We start from the raw sequence: 18,667 nt of genomic DNA, 5'->3' as shown, positions 1-18,667 counted from the left end.
GGCAGGACACATGACTACAGCACAGCCCGGATCCGCCGCGCCCGCCTACTTCAGCGCCGACCTGGCCGCACGCACGTCCGCCTCCACCCTGGAGCTCGACGGCGGCAAGGTTGCCTATTGGACCTACGAACCGCTGGTGGCCAGCCCCGAAACACGCACCATCCTGGTCATCCATGGCTTCCGCGGAGACCACCACGGACTGCTGAGGGTGGCAGACCAGCTTCCCGAGATGCGGATCATCATGCCGGACCTGCCCGCATTTGGTGAGTCCGCGGCATTCCGGTCGGGCGAGCATTCCGTGGAGCGCTACGGCCTGTTCATCACGCAATTCATGGCAGCCCTGGGCCTCGGCCCGGACACGGTCCTGCTGGGACACTCGTTCGGCTCCATCATTGCGGCGCACTTCGTGGCCGATCGTCCCGGCACCGTGGATCCGCTCATCCTCATCAACCCCATTGCGGCACCGGCACTGGAAGGGCCAAAGGGTGTGATGACCAGGCTGGCGATCCTGTACTACCGCCTTTCAGCCCGGCTCCCCCGGACGGTGGGACTGGCCCTGCTGCGGAATCCGCTGATTGTCCGGGTAATGAGTGAAACCATGGCCAAGACGGGCGATAAAGACCTCCGCCGGTTCATCCACGGCCAGCACCACGCCTACTTCAGCGCTTTCGCCAGCCGGGAGAGCCTCCTTGAATCGTTTACGGCATCAGTCAGCAGCCATGTGGCGGAAGTAGCCGGCCAGCTGACCCTGCCAGTCCTGCTGATCGCGGGGGAAAAGGACGAGATCGCCGTCCTGGCCGACCAACACCGCCTGGCTGCGCTGCTGCCGGATGGAGAGCTCCAGGTGATTCCCGGCGTCGGGCATCTGATCCACTACGAGACACCTGAACCGGCAGCCACTTTCATCCGCAGCTTCCTTAAGGACCATCCCGCGTGAAGATTGTCATTGACGCACGGTTTACCCGGACAGACCACCACGACGGCATCAGCCGCTACGGCGCCAGCCTGATTGCCGCCACGGCTAAAATCGCCGACGTCTCCATGCTGGTCTCCGACGTCCGGCAACTCGCCCTGCTCCCGGACGTTCCGTACACCCTGATCGGCAGCCCGCTGTCGCCCAGGGAACTGTTTGTGGCGCGGACCATCAACAAGCTGGGCGCCGACGTGGTGGTGTGCCCCATGCAGACGATGGGAACCTGGGGCCGCAAGTACGGCCTGGTCCTGACCCTCCACGACCTTATCTACTACGAACACCCGGCCCCGCCCGGCTTCCTCCCCGCGCCCGTGCGCCTGCTGTGGCGGCTGTACCACAAGGCATACTGGCCGCAGCGGCTCCTCCTCAACCGCGCCGACACTGTGGCCACCATCAGCGCAACCACGGAAGCGCTGATCGCAAAGTACCGCCTGACGCGCCGCCCGGTGCGGATCATCAGCAATGCCCCCCAGCCGGAGCAGGAACACGGACCGCGGCCCGCTGGCGCCGGTGCAGACCGCGCGCTCGTCTACATGGGCTCTTTCATGCCGTACAAGAACGTGGAAACCATGGTGGCGGGGATGGCGGGCCTGCCCGGGTACACCCTCCACCTGCTCAGCCGCATCACGCCCCAACGCCGCGCCGAATTGGAACGCCTGGTTCCTCCAGGGGCGCACGTGGTATTCCACAACGGCGTCACGGACGAGCAGTATCACGAATTCCTGCGCTCTGCTGCGGCGCTGGTCAGCCTGTCCCGGGCTGAAGGCTACGGGCTTCCCCTGGTGGAGGCCATGGCGCTCGGCACCCCTGTTGTTGCCAGCGACATCCCCATCTTCCGGGAGGTCGGCGGGGACGCCGCTCTCTACGTGGATCCGGAGTCCCCGGAACAGTTTGCCGATGCCGTGCGCACGCTCCAGGACAACGGGCACTGGGAGGAACTTTCGCGGCGCTGCGTTGCGCGTGCACGGGAGTTCACCTGGGACGAGTCGGCCCGCCAGCTGGTGGATGTGGCACACGAAATCATGGCCCGGCGCCGGGGCCGGCGTTAGAGGACGCCCCTAGAGGACGTCGATGCCGTCCAGCCGGAGCTGGAAAGGCTCGCTGGAGCGTTTCGCAGCGGCCGCGGCCCTGGTGACCCGCAGGACACGGGTGACGGCCGCAGCCTGTCCGTAGGGGAAGAAGAGCAGGGTGCGCACATCCTCCGCTGAACGGCGGGGCGACGGCGGACCGCTGAGCACCACGGGTGCGGGCCCGGCGGTCCGTAAGGTGATCCCGCTGGAGGCAAGTTCCGCTGACACGGCACCGGTGTAATGTTCGACGGCGGCGCGCGGCCCGGTGACGGAGGCGAGGCGGACCGCGGGGGGAAGCTGCAGCTCCATGCGCAGGGAAAGTTCCCGTTCCGCATATCCGGCGGGGTCCCAGCGAAGCAGTGCACCCACGGCAGCTGTATCCGCGGCCGTGACCACTACCAGCCCGCCGTCCGCCGCCGGACGCACCAGCGCGGCTGCATTGAACCACCGACGCACCGTATCCTCGCCGGCGCGCAGCGTCTCCCGGCGCAGGAGTGAATCACCGTCCAGGAGCAGTGCAGCCGCGTATCCCCCGTCCGCTACCGGTTCGGCACCCACCGTGGCCACCACCAGTGCCTTGCCCGGACCCACCTCAGCCTTTACCTGGTCTCCCGAGGAAGTAACGACGGTCTTCCCGGGAAAGGCACGGCCGAGTTCCTCAGCTGTCCTGATCACTCCAGTGGCACCCTTGCGCAGGCGCCTGCCGCCGCAGTGCACGCAGTGCCAGTCCGGCGCCGGGGTGGAGCACCAGCGGCATTGGGGCATGGCGGACGTGCCGCTGGCGCCTGCCACGGCCAGTGGTCCCTGGCAGCTGCCGCAGCGCGCCGGCTCCCGGCACATCTCACAGGCCAGTGACGGCGCATAACCGGCGCGGGCCACCTGGACCAGGACCGGTCCGCGCTCCAGCCCCTCCTTGGCGGCCCGCCACGCGGCGCCGGGCAGGCGGGCGATCCTGGCCAGCGGATCCCGCTCCTGCTCGAAGCTGTCAGCAGTGTTGACGATGCGCGGAGCTGTCCTCCGGACGTCAGGGCGGCCGGCTTCGACCGCACGTGCCCAGCCCGCTTCTACCAGCCGCTGGGCTTCCGTGCTTCGGGAGTGGCCTGCAAGGAGGCACGCGGCATCCTCCTGCCCAGCCCGCAGGAGCAGCACCTCGCGGGCGTGCGCATACGGGGCGCGCTGCTCGATGTGGAGGTCGTCCCCGTCGTCCCAGCAGGCCACCAGGCCCAGGTCCTTGACGGGTGCAAAAGCTGCCGACCTGGTGCCGATGGCAACCCGGGCAGTCCCTGCCAGGAGCCGCAGGAAACTCCGGTACCGCGGGGTGGGACCGTCGTCGGCAGTCAGCCGGGCAACTGCGTCTTCGGGCAGCAGGCAGTGGAGCGCCTCTTCAAGGCGGTCAAGGTCCCGGTAATCGGGCACAACCACCACGGCGCCGCGCCCTGATGCGTACGCGGCGGCCACGGCCTCCGCCAGCAGCTGGGGCCACCCACCCGGACCGAATCCCTGCAGCGGGTTCAGCACGGCCCTGGGCGAACCGCCACCGGCCAGGTGCTGCAGGAAGGCCTGGCCGTTATTGTAGGCCGCCCAGGCACTCGGCAGGGCGTCCTGCGCGGGACCGGCCTGCAGGGCCGTGGCCTCGCGGGGTTCTGCCTGGTCCGGGACTGCCGGCCCCTCCGGCTCCGCTGACGCGAACTCCTTTTCCAGCCTGGCCACCCTGGGCGGGACGGCGACGCGGAGGACATCGCTGACCGTCCCGGCGTAGCGTGCGGCGACGGAGGAAACAAGCTCCCGGACGGCGGGCGTCAGCACCGGCACCGGGGACACAACCTTCGCCAGCGGCACCAGGGTGTGCCCGGCGTCGGACTCTGCCACCCGCTCCATGATGAACCCGTTGAGGTCCTGGCTGTTGAACTTGACTTTGACCCGGACTCCCGGCTTGGCGGACTCGTCGAGGGCCTCCGGAACCCCGTAGTCGAAAAGCCGGTCCAGGTGCGGAAGGGAGGATTCCACCAGGACCCTGGCCACGGGCATGTTCTTTGACAGCTGCGGTCCCGGCGGCCGGGACGCGGAAGGAAACCCCTGCAGCAGGGTAGGCTGCACGGCGTCCGGGATGTCCAGGAATGGCTTGAGGGTCCTGTCAGCAGCGATGGCCGTTACCTCCGTTCAGCTCCCGTGTGGACATGTCCAGCCAACCACAGGGCGGTGACATTCCGCCGAAGGCAATGATTCCCAAGGCAGGCTCAGGGCGGCCCACCGGGGCTTAGGCGTTGAAGAACGCCTTTAGGTCATCAACGCGGTCCAGCCGCTCCCAGGTAAAGTCCGGCTCGTCGCGGCCAAAGTGGCCGTGGGCTGCCGTCTTGGCATAGATGGGGCGCTTCAGGTCCAGTGCATCGATGATGGCACGGGGGCGCAAGTCGAAAATTTCCGCGATGGCGGCGCTGATCCGGGCCGGATCAACGGTTTCAGTCCCGAAGGTTTCCACGTAGGTACCTACGGGACGGGCCTGGCCAATGGCGTACGCAATCTGGATCTCCGCACGCTTGGCGAGTCCTGCCGCCACCACGTTCTTGGCAACCCACCGCATGGCGTAGGCAGCCGAGCGGTCCACCTTGGACGGGTCCTTGCCGGAGAAGGCCCCACCGCCGTGCCTGGCCATGCCGCCGTACGTGTCCACGATGATCTTGCGGCCGGTGAGGCCGGCGTCGCCCACGGGCCCGCCAATCACGAACTCACCGGCAGGGTTGAGGATGTTGCGCACCCGGGACAGGTCCAGGTTGGCACCTGCGAGCACCGGTTCGATGACGATCGACGCGAGGTCGGCGCGGAGCTGGTCAAGACTTGCACCTTCGGCGTGCTGGCTTGAGATAACCACCGTTTCCGCCGAGACCGGAACGTCTTTGTCGTATCCGACCGTCACCTGGGTCTTGCCGTCCGGACGCAGGTAGGCCAACTGGCCCGACTTGCGCACTTCGGTGAGTCGTTCGGACAACCGGTGTGCCAGCCAGATGGGCACGGGCATGTAGGAGGGGGTTTCATCGCTGGCGTACCCGAACATGAGGCCTTGGTCGCCGGCGCCCTGAAGGTCGTAATCGTCTTCCTGGCGCCCCTCACGGGCCTCCAGGGAGTTGAACACGCCCCCGGCGATGTCGTTGGACTGCTGGCCGATGGATACGGACACTCCGCAGCGGGCGCCGTCGAATCCATTGGCTGAAGAGTCGTAGCCGATGCCCAGGATGGTTTCGCGCACGATCTGCGGAATCTCCACGTAGGCATCGGTGGTGACTTCGCCTGCAACGTGGACCAGGCCGGTAGTGGCCATTGTCTCCACCGCGACCCGGGATTCGGGGTCGGCGGCCAGCAGCGCGTCCAGGATGGCGTCACTGATCTGGTCGCAGATCTTGTCCGGGTGGCCCTCGGTGACCGACTCGGAAGTGAAGAGCCGAAGCGCGGGAGGCGTGGCCCCGGAAGTGTGGGGAAGGTGCAGCGGTAAAGTCACTTAACTACCTTACTGGTTGGAATACGCCCGCCCCGCAGGAGACGCCGGGAGATGTCTCCGTGCTAAGCAAACGTGGCCTGAAACACTCAGGCGCGGGGCGAAACGGCATTCAGTTCAAAGGCGATCCGGCTGATGATGGCCGCTGACACCTCGGTCTTGGTTCCGGACGCCTCCTGTGGTTCGGACCCGGAGCGGGCAAGGATGACAACCGAAGTGGTGTCCTGGCCAAACACTTTGTCCGTACCCACGTGGTTGACCACCAGCAGGTCGCAGCCCTTGCGTTGCAGCTTCGCTTCGGCGTGGGCCAGGACATCGCCGTCGCTGTCTCCGGTCTCCGCCGCGAAGCCGACAATCAGCTGGTGCCCCTCCCCCCGGACGGTACTGTTGCGCAGTTCCACCAGTTCAAGCAGGATGTCCGGGTTGCGGACCAAGGTGATCACGGGATCGGTCCGGTCATCACGTTTCTTGATCTTGGTGTCCGAGACCTCCGCGGGGCGGAAGTCCGCCACTGCCGCGGACATGATGACGACGTCGGAATCAGCTGCCGCCGCCAGCGCCGCCTCCCGCATTTGCAGGGCGGTCTCCACTTGGACAACCTCGACGCCGGCCGGCGGCGGAACTTCCATGTGCGCTGCGAGGAGCCGGACGTTTGCCCCTGCATTCCGGGCGGCTACGGCCAGGGCGACACCCTGCTTGCCCGAGGACCTGTTGCCGAGGAACCGCACCGGGTCCAGGGGCTCGCGGGTGCCACCGGCGCTGATGGTGATTGTGCGGCCGGCCAGCGGAAGCTGAAAGTCCTGCCGGCCCTCCACCAGGGCCATGGCGGCGGCGAAAATGGCTTCCGGCTCGGGAAGCCTGCCGGGGCCCGAATCTGCACCCGTGAGCCGCCCGGTGGCCGGCTCCAGGACCGCGGCCCCGCGCCCGCGGAGGGTCTCGACATTGGCGCGGGTGGCCGCGTGCTGCCACATTTCGGTGTGCATGGCGGGGGCAAACAGCACCGGCCCGTGAGCCATCAGCAGCGTGTTCGTCAGGAGGTCCCCGGCCTGTCCGGTTGCAGCCTTCGCCAGGAGGTCCGCCGTGGCCGGAGCGACGACCACGAGGTCTGCCTCGTGGCCGAGACGCACGTGGTTGACCTGGTGGACGTCGTCAAAGACGCTGTTGCTGACCGGATTCCCGGATAGCGCCTCCCAGGTGGCGCTGCCCACAAAACGTGTGGACGCCTCCGTGGGAATCACGGTCACGTTGTGCCCGGCTTCAGTAAAAAGCCGGAGGAGCGACGCCACCTTGTAGGCGGCAATCCCTCCCCCGACTCCGAGGACTATGCGCACGTGGCCTCCGTCACCAGTACGTCAGGCGGCAGTTTTACTCTGCCGGCTGGATCGGCGTGGAGACCAGCTTGCCTTCGTTGATCTCGCGAAGGGCGATCGAGAGGGACTTCTCGTTCAGCTTGGTGTCAACCAGCGGGCCGACGTATTCGAAAAGGCCCTCGTGCAGCTGGGCGTAGTAGGCGTTGATCTGACGAGCACGCTTGGCACCGAAGATCACCAGGCCGTACTTGGAATCTGCCGCTTTAAGCAGCGAGTCGATCGGCGGGTTGATGATGCCTTCAAGGTTCGTGGACACGAATTCTCCAAAGTTCTAGCGGGTTGACGGTTCCGGCAAACCGTGCGGATGCGGGGTCAGCCCCATGAGTGAAACAAGCTCGTCCGCTGCCCGGCGAACGTCGTCGTTGATGACGGTATGGTCGAACTCCGGTTCAGCAGCAAGTTCCAGTTTAGCGGTTTCCAGGCGTCGCTGCTGTTCCTCGGGGGATTCCGTGCCGCGGCCCACCAGGCGGCGCACCATTTCGTCCCAGCTGGGCGGGGCCAGGAACACAAACTGGGCGTCCGGGACAGCGGCCTTGACCTGCCGGGCACCCTGCAGGTCGATTTCCAGGAGCACGGACCGGCCCTCGGCGATGGCATGGTCCACCGTGCTCTTCAAGGTCCCATAGGTGTTCTGGCCGTGGACCACTGCCCATTCGAGGAGTTCACCGTCAGCCACGAGTTTTTCGAACTCTTCCTTGGACTTGAAAAAGTAGTGGACCCCGTCCTGCTCTCCGGGGCGGGGTGCGCGGGTGGTGGCGGATACGGACAGCCAGACCTCGGGATAGTTGTCCCGGATGTAGGTGGACACGGTGCCTTTGCCAACAGCCGTCGGGCCAGCGAGGACTGTCAATCCAGGTTTCTTGCTCACGTATTCCTTTGCCGGGGTTTGGGTTAAGGCGGGTTTAGGGCCCGCCCTGGTTATCGTCTATAAAATCTACCAGCGCCCGGCGCTGGTGAACGCCCAGGCCGCGGACCCTGCGGGAAGCGGCGATTCCCAACTGGCCCATGATGATCGCGGCCCGGACCTTTCCGATGCCCGGAAGGGCCTCGAGCAGCTCCGAAACCTTCATCCGCGCAAGGGCGTCGTCCTGCTGCGCGGAGTCGATGATGTCCGCCGCGGACCTCTCACCGTTCTTCAGGCTTTCCTTGGCCGCCGCGCGGGTGGCCCTGGCTGCTGCCGCCTTGTTCAGCGCGTCAGCCCGTTCCGACGCGGATAACGGTCGCAGGACCATGTGGACACCCCCGGATTCGGCGGACTGTGTCCAAAGGCGGCCGCCCTTGGACCTGTCCTGAAACTACCCTTTGGTGCTGCCCGAATCAATGCATCCGGTGAAACCCGCCGCTATTCGCTGCGGAGGCCGTGCAGGGTCCGCTGCGCGGCGTCCCGCAGGCCGCGCAGGTCCGGCCCGGCGGACAGGATGTCCCGGCTGGATGTTCCGAGGACCTGCGGGTAGGCCGTACCGAACGTGGCGCGGAGGTCGGCGGGCGTGGCGCCCTGGGCCCCGAGGCCCGGCGCCAGGAGCGGGCCGCGGACCGCGGCAAGGTCCAGTTCCAGTTCAGCGAGGGCCGAGCCCACGGTTGCACCCACCACCAGGCCCACGGAGCCCAGGTTCCCCGGGTAGCGCCGGTTTTCCGCCGCGGCGGCTTCGGTAATCCTCCGGGCCACCGAATCGGTTCCGCCGACGTGCTGGACCGAGGCGCCCTCCGGATTGGACGTCAGGGCAAGGACGAAGACGCCGCGGCCGGTCGCGGCAGCGAGGTCCAGGGCTGGCCGCAGGGACTCAAAACCCAGGTACGGGCTGAGTGTCACCGAATCCGCTGCCAGCGGGGAATCGTCACGGAGCCAGGCGTCTGCGTAGGCGGCCATGGTGGATCCGATGTCGCCGCGCTTGGCATCGGCGATGGTGAGCACCGACTCATCGCGCGCTTCGGCAAGAAGCTCCTCCAGGACAGCCATGCCGGCGGACCCGTGGCGCTCATACAGCGCCACCTGCGGCTTGATGGCGGCAGCGAGCGAACCCACGGCCTCCAAAACTGTCAGCGAAAACCGCCTCAGCCCGCCGGCGTCGTCCGCCAGCCCCCAGGCCTTCAACAGGGCAGGGTGCGGATCGATCCCGACGCAGAGCGGACCGCGGGCGGCCATGGCCGCGCCAAGCCGGGAGCCGAAGGGCTCCCGGCCCTGCACTGCAGGGGACGCTGGTGCCTGCTCAGGCACGCTGAAGCGCCGCCTTCTGGGACTCGGCCAGGGCAGCGGCATGCTCCTGCAGGCTGGTGACCGACCATTCGTAGGTCCGCATGGCCTCGATGGCCTGCACTGCGGCGTTGAACTCGGCCACCGTGGTGATGCAGGGGATGCCGATGGACGTGGCCGCGGCCCGGAGTTCGTAGCCGTCGCTGCGGGCCTCGCCGCCGGAAGGCGTGTTGAAGACCATGTCGATCTCACCCGCGATCACGAGGTCGGCGATGGTGCCTTCGCCTTCGGCGCTGCTGCCTTCTGCCACCTTGCGGACCGGCGTTGCCTGGATGCCGTTGCGGCGCAGGACGTCGGCGGTGCCGCCGGTGGACACGATCTCGAAACCGAGGTCGGAGAGCCGCTTGACGCCCATGATCACCGAGCGCTTGTCCCGGTTGGCCACGGAGACAAAGATCTTGCCTTCGGTGGGCAGTGCGTTGTTGGCGGCGGCCTGGCTCTTCGCGAAGGCGGTGTCGAAGTGCTTGTCGATGCCCATCACCTCGCCGGTGGAGCGCATTTCCGGGCCGAGCAGGGAATCCACAACCTTGCCTTCCAGCGTACGGAAGCGGCTGAACGGCAGGACTGCCTCCTTGACGGAGACGGGGGCGTCCAGGGGCAGGGTGGATCCGTCACCGGTCTCCGGCAGCATCTTGTAGGCGCTGCGGAGCTGGTTGATGGTCACGCCGGTGCCGATCAGGGCGGCGGCCTTGGCCATCTGCACGCCGGTGGCCTTGGAGACGAACGGCACCGTGCGCGATGCGCGGGGGTTGGCTTCCAGGACGTACAGCACATCCGAGGCGAGGGCGAACTGGATGTTGATCAGGCCGCGGACGCCCACGCCTTCGGCGATGGCGCGGGTTGCCGTGCGGACCCGTTCCAGGACATTGGTGCCGAGGGTGATGGGCGGCAGGACGCAGGCCGAGTCGCCGGAGTGGATGCCGGCTTCCTCGATGTGCTCCATGATGCCGCCCAGGTACATGTCCGTCCCGTCGAAGAGCGCGTCGACGTCGATTTCGACGGCGTCCTCCAGGAAGCGGTCGATCAGCACCGGATGGTCCGGGGTGATTTCCGTGGCGTTGGCGATGTAGCGGGACAGGTTGGGCTCGTCGTAGACGATCTCCATGCCGCGGCCGCCCAGCACGTAGGACGGGCGGACCAGGACCGGGTAGCCGATCTCGTCGGCGATCTTCTTGGCGTCCTCGAAGGACACGGCGGTGCCGTTCTTCGGGGAGATGAGGCCGGCCTTGTCGAGCACCCGGGAGAAGGCGCCGCGGTGCTCGGCGAGGTCGATCGCCTCCGGGGAGGTGCCAAGGATGGGGACGCCGGCGTCGGCCAGCTGCTGGGCCAGCTTGAGGGGGGTCTGGCCGCCGAGTTGGACGAACACGCCCATCACGCCGCCGGTGCGTTCCTCGGCGGCGATGACCTCCAGCACGTCCTCAAGCGTGAGCGGCTCGAAGTACAGGCGGGTGGAGATGTCGTAGTCGGTGGAGACGGTTTCCGGGTTGCAGTTGACCATGACGGTCTCGTAGCCGGCCTTGCGCAGCGCCATGGAGGCATGGACGCAGGAGTAGTCGAACTCGATGCCCTGGCCGATGCGGTTGGGGCCGGAGCCGAGGATCAGGATGGACGGCTTGGAGTGCAGCGCAACCTCGTCCTCCTCGTCGTAGGCCGAGTAGTGGTAGGGCGTGTACGCGGCGAACTCGGCGGCGCAGGTGTCCACGGTCTTGTAGACGGGGCGGATGCCCAGGGCCTGGCGCACTCCGCGGACCACGGCCTCGGAGTTGTGGGTGAGGGAGCCGATCTGCTCGTCGGAGAAGCCGTGGCGCTTGGCCCGCTTGAGCATGTCAGCCGTCAGCGCGCCGGCCTGGCGGATTTCCCGGGAGATCTCGTTGAGGAGCTGGAGCTGGTCGAGGAACCAGGGGTCGATCTTGGTGGCTTCGAAGAGCTGTTCAACGGTGGCGCCGCCCAGGAGGGCGCGCTGCACCTGGTGGAGCCGTTCCGTCGTCGGGCGCTTTGCCTTCTCGATGAGGTCCGGCACTTCCCATTCCGGGACGGAGCTGAAGTCCAGCTGCGAACCCTTCTGCTCCAGGGAGCGCAGTGCCTTCTGCAGGGCTTCGGTGAAGTTGCGGCCCATGGCCATGGCCTCGCCCACGGACTTCATGGTGGTGGTGAGGGTGTTGTCCGCCGCCGGGAACTTCTCGAACGCGAACCGCGGAACCTTGACCACAACGTAGTCGAGCGTGGGCTCGAAGGACGCCGGGGTCTTCTGGGTGATGTCGTTGGGGATCTCGTCCAGCGTGTAGCCGAGGGAAAGCTTGGTGGCGATCTTGGCGATCGCAAACCCCGTGGCCTTGGACGCCAGCGCCGAGGACCGGGACACCCGGGGGTTCATCTCGATGACCACGACGCGGCCGGTGGCGGGGTCGATGGCGAACTGGATGTTGCAGCCGCCGGTGTCCACGCCAACTTCACGGATGACGGCGATGGAGATGTCGCGCAGCCGCTGGTATTCCCGGTCGGTGAGGGTGAGGGCCGGTGCCACCGTGATGGAGTCGCCGGTGTGGACGCCTACGGGGTCGAAGTTTTCAATGGAGCAGACCACCACGACGTTGTCGTTCTTGTCGCGCATCATCTCGAGCTCGTATTCCTTCCAGCCGAGGATGCTCTCTTCGAGCAGCACCTCGCTGGTGGGGCTGTACTGCAGGCCCTGTCCCACGATGCGGCGGAGGTCGTCCTCGTTGTAGGCGAGGCCGGAGCCCAGGCCGCCCATGGTGAAGGAGGGCCGGACCACCATGGGGTAGCCGAGGTCCTCGGCGGCTTTCAATGCCTCGTCCATGGTGTGGATGATGTGGCTGCGGGCGGACTCGGCGCCGCAGCGCTCCACCACGCCCTTGAACTTCTCGCGGTCCTCGCCAAGCTCGATGGCGGCGATGTTGGCGCCGATCAGCTCCACGTTGTACTTCTCCAGCACACCGTTCTTGTCCAGCGCGATGGCCGTGTTCAGCGCGGTCTGCCCGCCCAGTGTGGGCAGCACGGCGTCGGGGCGTTCCTTGGCGATGATCTTCTCCACCACCTCGGGGGTGATGGGCTCGATGTAGGTGGCATCGGCGAACTCGGGGTCCGTCATGATGGTGGCCGGGTTGGAGTTGACCAGGATGACCCGCAGGCCCTCCTCCTTCAGGACGCGCAGCGCCTGCGTGCCGGAGTAGTCGAACTCGGCGGCCTGGCCGATGACGATCGGGCCGGAACCAATGACGAGGACGCTTTTGAGATCTGTACGTTTCGGCATTACTTCTTGTCCTCAGTCTTGTTGTCGTTGTTGTGCCCGGTACCAGCGGCGGCACCGGCAGCGGGATGGGCGGAGTCCACCGGTTCCTTGGACAGGTTGGCGGTCCTGCCGTCCCGGGTGCCCTCCATCAGGTCAATGAAGCGGTCGAAGAGGTACGCGGCGTCGTGCGGTCCCGCGGCTGCTTCCGGGTGGTACTGGACGGAGAAGGCGGGGATGTCCAGGCAGGCGAGGCCTTCCACCACATCGTCGTTCAGGCTGACGTGGCTGACTTCGACGCGGCCGTAACGTGCCTCCGGTGCCTGCGTGGCGCCGTCGAGCGGTGCATCCACGGCAAAGCCGTGGTTCTGGGAGGTAATCTCCACCTTGCCGGTGCGCCGGTCCATGACTGGCTGGTTGATGCCGCGGTGGCCGTACTTCAGCTTGTAGGTGCCGAAGCCGAGCGCACGGCCCAGGATCTGGTTGCCGAAGCAGATGCCGAAGTAGGGCAGCTTTTCGTCCAGGACGGAGCGGAGGAGCTTGACCTGGGCGTCGGCTGTGGCGGGGTCCCCGGGGCCGTTGGACATAAAGAAGCCGTCCGGGTTGACGGCTTTGACGTCCGCCAGGGTTGCGGTGGCCGGAAGCACGTGCACGCGGACGCCGCGCTCGGCGAACCGGACCGGGGTCATGGCCTTGATGCCAAGGTCGATGGCGGCGATGCTGAAGCGGGGTTCGCCGTCCCAGCCGTGGTCCTTGGGTTCCACCACGTAGGCTTCGTCGATACTGACTTCCTCGGCCAGCCGGGCGCCTTCCATCGGGGCGCTGGCCAGCACGGCGTCGAGCAGTTCCTTGTCCGTGGCCTGGGCGGCCTCGCCGGAGAAGATGCCGGCGCGCATGGTCTTGTGCTCGCGCAGGTGGCGGGTGATGGCGCGGGTGTCCACGCCCTGGATGCCGACGATGCCCTGTGCCACCAGCTCCTCGTCCAGCGAACGCTCGGAGCGCCAGTTGGACGGGCGGCGGGCGGCATCGCGGACGATGTAGCCGGCGACCCAGACGCGGCGGGACTCGGCGTCCTCATTGTTCACGCCGGTGTTGCCGATGTGCGGAGCGGTCTGCACTACGAGCTGGCGGGCGTAGGAGGGGTCCGTGATGGTTTCCTGGTAGCCGGTCATGCCGGTGGCGAAGACTGCTTCGCCCAGCGCGGTTCCGGTGGCGCCGTAGCTGCTTCCGCGGAAGATGCGGCCGTCTTCGAGCACCAGCGCAGCTGGAGCGGACACGGGAGCGGAAACTGGGGCGGTTACTGCGGTGTTTGTTGTCACTGTCTTACTTTCCACTATTGGCATCAGCCGCGGGGGCCGAAGAAATCAATTCCTGAAGTGCTGCGATGAGCACGTCCCTGTCCTCTGCGCGCCTGGTCCGGAAGCCGGTGTCCAGCACATGGCTGCCGTGCGCCCAGGCAAGGACCAGGAGGCCGTCCTTCTCCACGAACTTTCCGGCCATCCCGCTGTCCAGCCGCACGCCGGCCAGGGACGCCGCCGGGATATAGAGCGCCGGAGCCCCGGAACGGTCAAAGAGGACGCCGTGCGGGTAGACCTCCAGCGTGGCATTGGTGCGGATGCCCAGCGCATGCACGGCGATCCGGTCCAGCCAGTCACCGGCGGTGGTGGACGCTACGTACTGGCCCTCGGCTGCGGCGAGCGGCTCCCCCGGCGCCTCCGGCACCACGGGCAACCGTTCGACGTCGGACTGGCGTCGGAGGCGGTTCCGCCAGCCCATCCAGATAAGGGCAAATGCTATGGCGATGAGGCCCAGCGTGATGACCAGCGAAAGCAGCTTGGTGTCCATCAGGCTGCGCCTGCGGTTGTGGCCGACCCGTACGGGTACGGGGTGTTGAGCTCGCCGTTGAGGACGGTGGGGTGGCCCTTGAAGAACGTGGCCACCACCTTGCCGGGCAGTTCCATGCCCTTGAACGGGGAGTTCCGTCCCATCGTGGCCATCTTTGCGGGCTCCACGGTCCAGCGCGCGGCCGGGTCCACCAAGGTGATGTTGGCGGGCTCCCCTGCTTCCAGCGGCCGGCCCTGGTCCTCGAGGCGGCCGATCGCCGCAGCCGCCGTGGAGGTCACCCTGGCAAAATCCGCCCAGGTGATCAGGCCGGTTTCGATCATGGTGTGCTGGACCACGGACAGGGCAGTTTCCAGTCCGGTCATTCCCATGGCCGCCTGCGCCCACTCGCATTCCTTGTGCTCACTGGGGTGCGGCGCGTGGTCCGTGCCCACGACGTCGATGGTGCCGTCCGCGAGGCCGGCGCGCAGGGCCTGGACATCGGCGTCGGTCCGCAAGGGCGGGTTCACCTTGTAGACGGGGTCGTAGCTGCGGACCAGGTCGTCGGTCAGGAGCAGGTGGTGCGGGGTGACCTCGGCGGTGACGTTGATGCCGCGCTCCTTGGCCCAGCGGATGATTTCCACCGAACCGGCGGTGGAGACGTGGCAGACGTGGAGCCGGGACCCGACATGCCGGGCCAGCAGGACGTCGCGGGCAATGATGCTTTCCTCGGCCACCGCGGGCCACCCTGCCAGCCCCAGCACGGCGGACACCTCGCCCTCGTTCATCTGGGCGCCGGCTGTCAGGCGGGGTTCCTGCGCGTGCTGGGCCACCACGCCGTCGAACGCCTTGACGTATTCCAGCGCACGGCGCATGAGGACGGGATCGTGGACGCAGATGCCGTCGTCGGAGAACATCCGGACCCTGGCGCGGGAATCGGCCATGGCGCCCAACTCGGCGAGCTGTTCCCCGGCCAGGCCCACGGTGACGGCGCCGACGGGCCGGACGTCCACCCAGCCGGCCGTTTGGCCGAGGGTGTAGACCTGTTCCACCACGCCGGCGGTGTCTGCCACGGGAGTGCTGTTGGCCATCGCATGGACAGCGGTGTAACCGCCCAGCGCGGCGGCCCGGGTTCCGGTCTCCACGGTTTCGGCGTCTTCGCGGCCGGGTTCGCGGAGGTGGGTGTGGACGTCCACCATGCCGGGCAGTGCCACCAGGCCGGCGGCGTCGACCACTGTGGCACCGTCGGCTGAAAGACCCGTCCCACGCTCAGCGATCAGCCCGTCGCGGATCAGCAGGTCCGCCGGTTCGCCGCCCAGGATCGAGGCGCCGCGGATCAGGTAGGTTCCGGTGTTGGCTGCCATCAGTTGCTCTCCTTGGTGGGATGGGTGCCGGCGTACGCCAGGGCGGGGGTGGCGGCTGGTCCGCGGGTGTCCCCGGAGAGCAGCAGGTAGAGTGCGGCCATGCGCACCGAGACGCCGTTGCGGACCTGGGCCAGCACGGTGGAACGCGGTGAATCAGCGGCTGCCGCCGAAATTTCCAGGCCGCGGTTCATCGGGCCGGGGTGCATGATGATGGTGTCCTTCATGCCCAGGGTGTCCAGCGCCCGCAGACGGTTGTCATCAAAGCCCCAGCGGCGGGAGTACTCACGGGTACTGGGGAAGAAGGATGCATTCATGCGTTCACCCTGAACGCGGAGCATCATGACCGCGTCCACGCCCTGTTCGAGTGTCTCGTCCAGGTTGTAGCTGACCTTGCAGGGCCACTTTTCGACGCCGATGGGCAGCAGGGTGGGCGGCGCCACGAGGGTGACGTCGGCACCGAGGGTACGCAGGAGCCAGACGTTGGAGCGCGCCACCCGCGAGTGCAGGACGTCCCCGGCAATGGCCACCCGCATGCCCTTGAGGTCTGCGCCTTCGGAACCGGTGCCGGCCAGGCGGGCCCAGTGCCGGCGCATGGTGAACGCATCGAGCAGTGCCTGGGTCGGGTGTTCGTGGGTGCCGTCCCCGGCGTTGATGACGGCGGCGTCGATCCAGTCGGTTGCGGCCAGGCGGTGCGGCGCACCGGAGGCCCAGTGGCGGATCACGACGGCGTCCGCGCCCATGGCGGACAGCGTCTGGGCGGTGTCCTTCAGGGACTCCCCCTTGGACACCGAGGATCCCTTGGCGGCGAAGTTGATGACATCCGCCGAGAGCCGCTTGGCGGCGGCCTCGAAGGAGATGCGGGTGCGGGTGGAATCTTCGAAGAAGAGGTTCACCACGGTACGGCCACGAAGGGCCGGGAGCTTCTTGACCTCGCGGTCGCCCACGGCAGCCATCTCCTCGGCGGTGTCGAGGATACGGATCGCGCTGGCAAGGCTGAGGTCCTCGGTGGAGAGCAGGTGCTTCATGAGCGCCCCTCGATGACTACTTCGTTGACGGGTGCGCCGCCGGGGGCGGTATCGGTTTCCTCCAGCCGGACCCTGACCTTTTCCGCGGATGACGTCGGCAGGTTCTTGCCGACGTGGTCGGCCCGGATGGGAAGCTCCCGGTGGCCCCGGTCGATCAGAACGGCGAGCCGGACGATGCGGGGGCGGCCGAGGTCTACGAGGGCGTCCAGGGCGGCGCGGATGGTGCGGCCGGAGTAGAGGACGTCGTCGATCAGGACCACCACCTTGTTGTCGATGCCCGTGCGCGGCAGCTTGGTGGGGTACGGCGGCCGGGTGCCCTGGTGGGAGAGGTCGTCGCGGAACATGGTGACGTCCAGCTGGCCGACGATGGCCGCTGCGTCAACGGTGGGATCCGCGGCGGCGATTTTTTCGGCGAGCCGGACAGCCAGCGGGAAACCGCGGCGCGGGATGCCCAGCAGGACGAGGTCCTGCGATCCCTTGTTGGCCTCAAGGATCTCATGGGCGATACGAGTGAGCGCCCGGTCAATGTCCGCCTGGCTGAGGACAACCCTGGCTGGAACCGGTGCGCTGGTGACAGAAGTCAACGCTCGTCTCCCCTTTCCCCGCCTCACGGGACGGAATTAAAAAAGGATCATGTGCGTCTCAAAATTACCACAGCGGCCTCCCTGGACATGCGTCGGGAGGACGCGGTGATGGTCACACCCAGGCGGCTTAGTGGAACCGGCAAGGCGTGGTCTTAGGCGTCCGGGCGACTCACACCTAGGCTTTTCGGTATGTCGATGCATCCGAGCAACCCTGCGTCCGGCCGGCCGGAAGACCCCTGGGGGCGGGGAACGGCGCCGCTGCCCGCCCAGGCCAACCCCAGCTGGATGGGGCACGTGCAGCCCGGGAACTACCGTCCGGCGCCCGGGCATGAGGGGGCACCGGTTGGAACTGTGGTGCCGCCGCAGGACCAGGGAACCATGGTGAAGGCGGCCAGGTCCCGCAGCGGCCTGCTGGGTTTGACCGTCGGCGTCAGTGTCCTGGCCCTCCTGAGCCTTTTCCTGGTGGTGCCGTTCCTGCTGTCCAGCACGGGGGCGGCCGGGTTCGTTGTGGGGTTCCTCGCATCATTGATCCCCCTGTCCGTGGTGCTCCTGGCCGTGCACATCATCGACAAGTGGGAGCCCGAGCCAAAGCGGCTGCTGTACTTCGCCTTCACGTGGGGCGCCGCCGTATCCATTGCGGTGACCCTGCTCATCCAGCCGTTTTTCGTCCTGGCGTTCCAGTTTTCTGACGAGGCGGACCTCCGGACCTACATGGCCACGGTGCAGGCGCCCGTCGTGGAGGAGTTCGCCAAATCCCTGGGGCTGCTGATGCTGCTCCTGCTGGCGAGGAAACACTTTGACGGGCCGGTGGACGGCGTGGTCTTCGCGTTCACCATCGCCGGGGGTTTCGCTTTCACCGAGAACATCCTGTACTTCGGCAGGGCCATCGCGGAGTCGGCAGATCCCGCAGGCGACTTCGCCCAGGTCTTTTTCCTCCGCGGGGTCATGTCGCCCTTTGCGCATGCGATCTTCACGGGCACCACCGGGCTGGTCATGGGGTTCGCCGCCCGGCGCTGGCATACCGGCGCCTCGGTGGCCGCTTTCCTGGTGGGGCTGCTGCCTGCCATGTTCCTGCACAACCGCTGGAACAGCATGGGGCAGGGCTTCCTGGCGGACTACATCCTGGTCCAGGTGCCCATCTTCCTCCTCGCTGTAGGCGGCATCATCCTGCTGCGCGTCGCGGAGAAGAGGCTGACCCGGCAGCGGCTGCTCGAGTACTCGGCGGCAGGCTGGTTCACTCCCGCTGAGGTGGAGCTCCTGGCCACCGTGGGCGGACGGCGGACGGCGTTGAACTGGGCCGGCAGCTATGGCAGGAAAAGGCAGATGAGGGAGTTCCTGAAGGCCGCCACGCATCTGGCGAATACCCGGCAGCGCATCCTGAGCGGCCGCGATGTCCAGCTGCACCAGGCTGAGGAGCGCCAGCAGCTGCAGCGCATCCTGGCCCTGCGGGCCGCCGTGGCCGGCTGATGTCC

At 67.3% G+C, this 18,667-nt stretch carries 16 protein-coding genes; 3 read left to right on the top strand and 13 right to left on the bottom strand.

Annotated elements, in window-relative coordinates:
* Positions 1 to 10: 10 nt before the first annotated feature.
* Positions 11 to 937 carry an alpha/beta hydrolase gene (locus U7114_RS08825; protein ID WP_323057121.1) on the top strand — a complete coding sequence of 309 codons (927 nt, stop codon included), beginning with the start codon at positions 11 to 13 and terminating at the stop codon, positions 935 to 937.
* Positions 934 to 2,022, top strand: coding sequence for a glycosyltransferase family 4 protein (locus U7114_RS08820; protein ID WP_323057120.1), 1,089 nt, complete (start codon positions 934 to 936; stop codon positions 2,020 to 2,022). The genes U7114_RS08825 and U7114_RS08820 overlap by 4 nt, the downstream gene beginning before the upstream one ends.
* A gap of 9 nt (positions 2,023 to 2,031) precedes the next feature.
* Here U7114_RS08820 and U7114_RS08815 read toward each other — a convergent pair whose 3' ends face one another.
* The 13 genes from U7114_RS08815 to pyrR all read right to left on the bottom strand — a co-directional run bounded on the left by U7114_RS08815 (position 2,032) and on the right by pyrR (position 17,195).
* Entirely contained in the window at positions 2,032 to 4,071 is a 2,040-nt protein-coding gene (locus U7114_RS08815) for a primosomal protein N' (RefSeq protein ID WP_323057210.1), read from the bottom strand.
* 229 nt (positions 4,072 to 4,300) lie between these two features.
* Positions 4,301 to 5,536: a methionine adenosyltransferase gene (gene metK / locus U7114_RS08810; RefSeq protein ID WP_323057119.1), complete on the bottom strand. Its 1,236-nt coding sequence runs from the start codon at positions 5,534 to 5,536 to the stop codon at positions 4,301 to 4,303.
* A gap of 86 nt (positions 5,537 to 5,622) precedes the next feature.
* Complete coding sequence (gene coaBC / locus U7114_RS08805; protein ID WP_323057118.1) at positions 5,623 to 6,864, bottom strand: bifunctional phosphopantothenoylcysteine decarboxylase/phosphopantothenate--cysteine ligase CoaBC; 1,242 nt, start codon at positions 6,862 to 6,864, stop codon at positions 5,623 to 5,625.
* 34 nt (positions 6,865 to 6,898) lie between these two features.
* A complete protein-coding gene (gene rpoZ / locus U7114_RS08800; RefSeq protein ID WP_321213611.1) occupies positions 6,899 to 7,159 on the bottom strand; it encodes a DNA-directed RNA polymerase subunit omega in 261 nt (86 codons plus the stop codon).
* A 15-nt stretch (positions 7,160 to 7,174) separates the two neighbouring features.
* Entirely contained in the window at positions 7,175 to 7,771 is a 597-nt protein-coding gene (gmk, locus tag U7114_RS08795) for a guanylate kinase (RefSeq protein WP_321213612.1), read from the bottom strand.
* Positions 7,772 to 7,805: 34 nt separating this feature from the next.
* Entirely contained in the window at positions 7,806 to 8,135 is a 330-nt protein-coding gene (mihF, locus tag U7114_RS08790; RefSeq protein WP_157242087.1) for an integration host factor, actinobacterial type, read from the bottom strand.
* Between the two features lie 110 nt (positions 8,136 to 8,245).
* A complete protein-coding gene (gene pyrF / locus U7114_RS08785) occupies positions 8,246 to 9,118 on the bottom strand; it encodes an orotidine-5'-phosphate decarboxylase (RefSeq protein ID WP_323057117.1) in 873 nt (290 codons plus the stop codon).
* Positions 9,111 to 12,425 (bottom strand): carbamoyl-phosphate synthase large subunit, encoded by a 3,315-nt coding sequence (gene carB, locus U7114_RS08780; RefSeq protein ID WP_157242085.1) that lies wholly within the window; start codon positions 12,423 to 12,425, stop codon positions 9,111 to 9,113. Before carB ends, pyrF begins: the two co-directional genes overlap by 8 nt.
* On the bottom strand, positions 12,425 to 13,744 hold the full coding sequence (gene carA, locus U7114_RS08775) for a glutamine-hydrolyzing carbamoyl-phosphate synthase small subunit (protein ID WP_323057116.1): 1,320 nt from the start codon (positions 13,742 to 13,744) through the stop codon (positions 12,425 to 12,427). Before carA ends, carB begins: the two co-directional genes overlap by 1 nt.
* Complete coding sequence (locus tag U7114_RS08770) at positions 13,725 to 14,246, bottom strand: hypothetical protein (protein WP_157242083.1); 522 nt, start codon at positions 14,244 to 14,246, stop codon at positions 13,725 to 13,727. The genes carA and U7114_RS08770 overlap by 20 nt, the downstream gene beginning before the upstream one ends.
* Positions 14,246 to 15,586, bottom strand: coding sequence for a dihydroorotase (locus U7114_RS08765; RefSeq protein WP_157242082.1), 1,341 nt, complete (start codon positions 15,584 to 15,586; stop codon positions 14,246 to 14,248). The genes U7114_RS08770 and U7114_RS08765 overlap by 1 nt, the downstream gene beginning before the upstream one ends.
* The gene (locus U7114_RS08760) at positions 15,586 to 16,611 is read right to left on the bottom strand and encodes an aspartate carbamoyltransferase catalytic subunit (RefSeq protein WP_323057115.1); all 1,026 of its coding nucleotides are present in this window, start codon (positions 16,609 to 16,611) and stop codon (positions 15,586 to 15,588) included. The genes U7114_RS08765 and U7114_RS08760 overlap by 1 nt, the downstream gene beginning before the upstream one ends.
* Positions 16,608 to 17,195 (bottom strand): bifunctional pyr operon transcriptional regulator/uracil phosphoribosyltransferase PyrR, encoded by a 588-nt coding sequence (gene pyrR, locus U7114_RS08755; RefSeq protein WP_321213616.1) that lies wholly within the window; start codon positions 17,193 to 17,195, stop codon positions 16,608 to 16,610. Before pyrR ends, U7114_RS08760 begins: the two co-directional genes overlap by 4 nt.
* Positions 17,196 to 17,384: 189 nt before the next feature.
* Between pyrR and U7114_RS08750 the strand changes: the two genes are divergently transcribed.
* Positions 17,385 to 18,662 carry a PrsW family intramembrane metalloprotease gene (locus tag U7114_RS08750; protein WP_323057114.1) on the top strand — a complete coding sequence of 426 codons (1,278 nt, stop codon included), beginning with the start codon at positions 17,385 to 17,387 and terminating at the stop codon, positions 18,660 to 18,662.
* Positions 18,663 to 18,667: the final 5 nt, after the last annotated feature.

It is taken from the genome of Pseudarthrobacter sp. C1, assembly GCF_034720455.1.
Taxonomy (GTDB): domain Bacteria; phylum Actinomycetota; class Actinomycetes; order Actinomycetales; family Micrococcaceae; genus Arthrobacter.
This window is presented reverse-complemented; position numbering and strand designations above follow the sequence as displayed.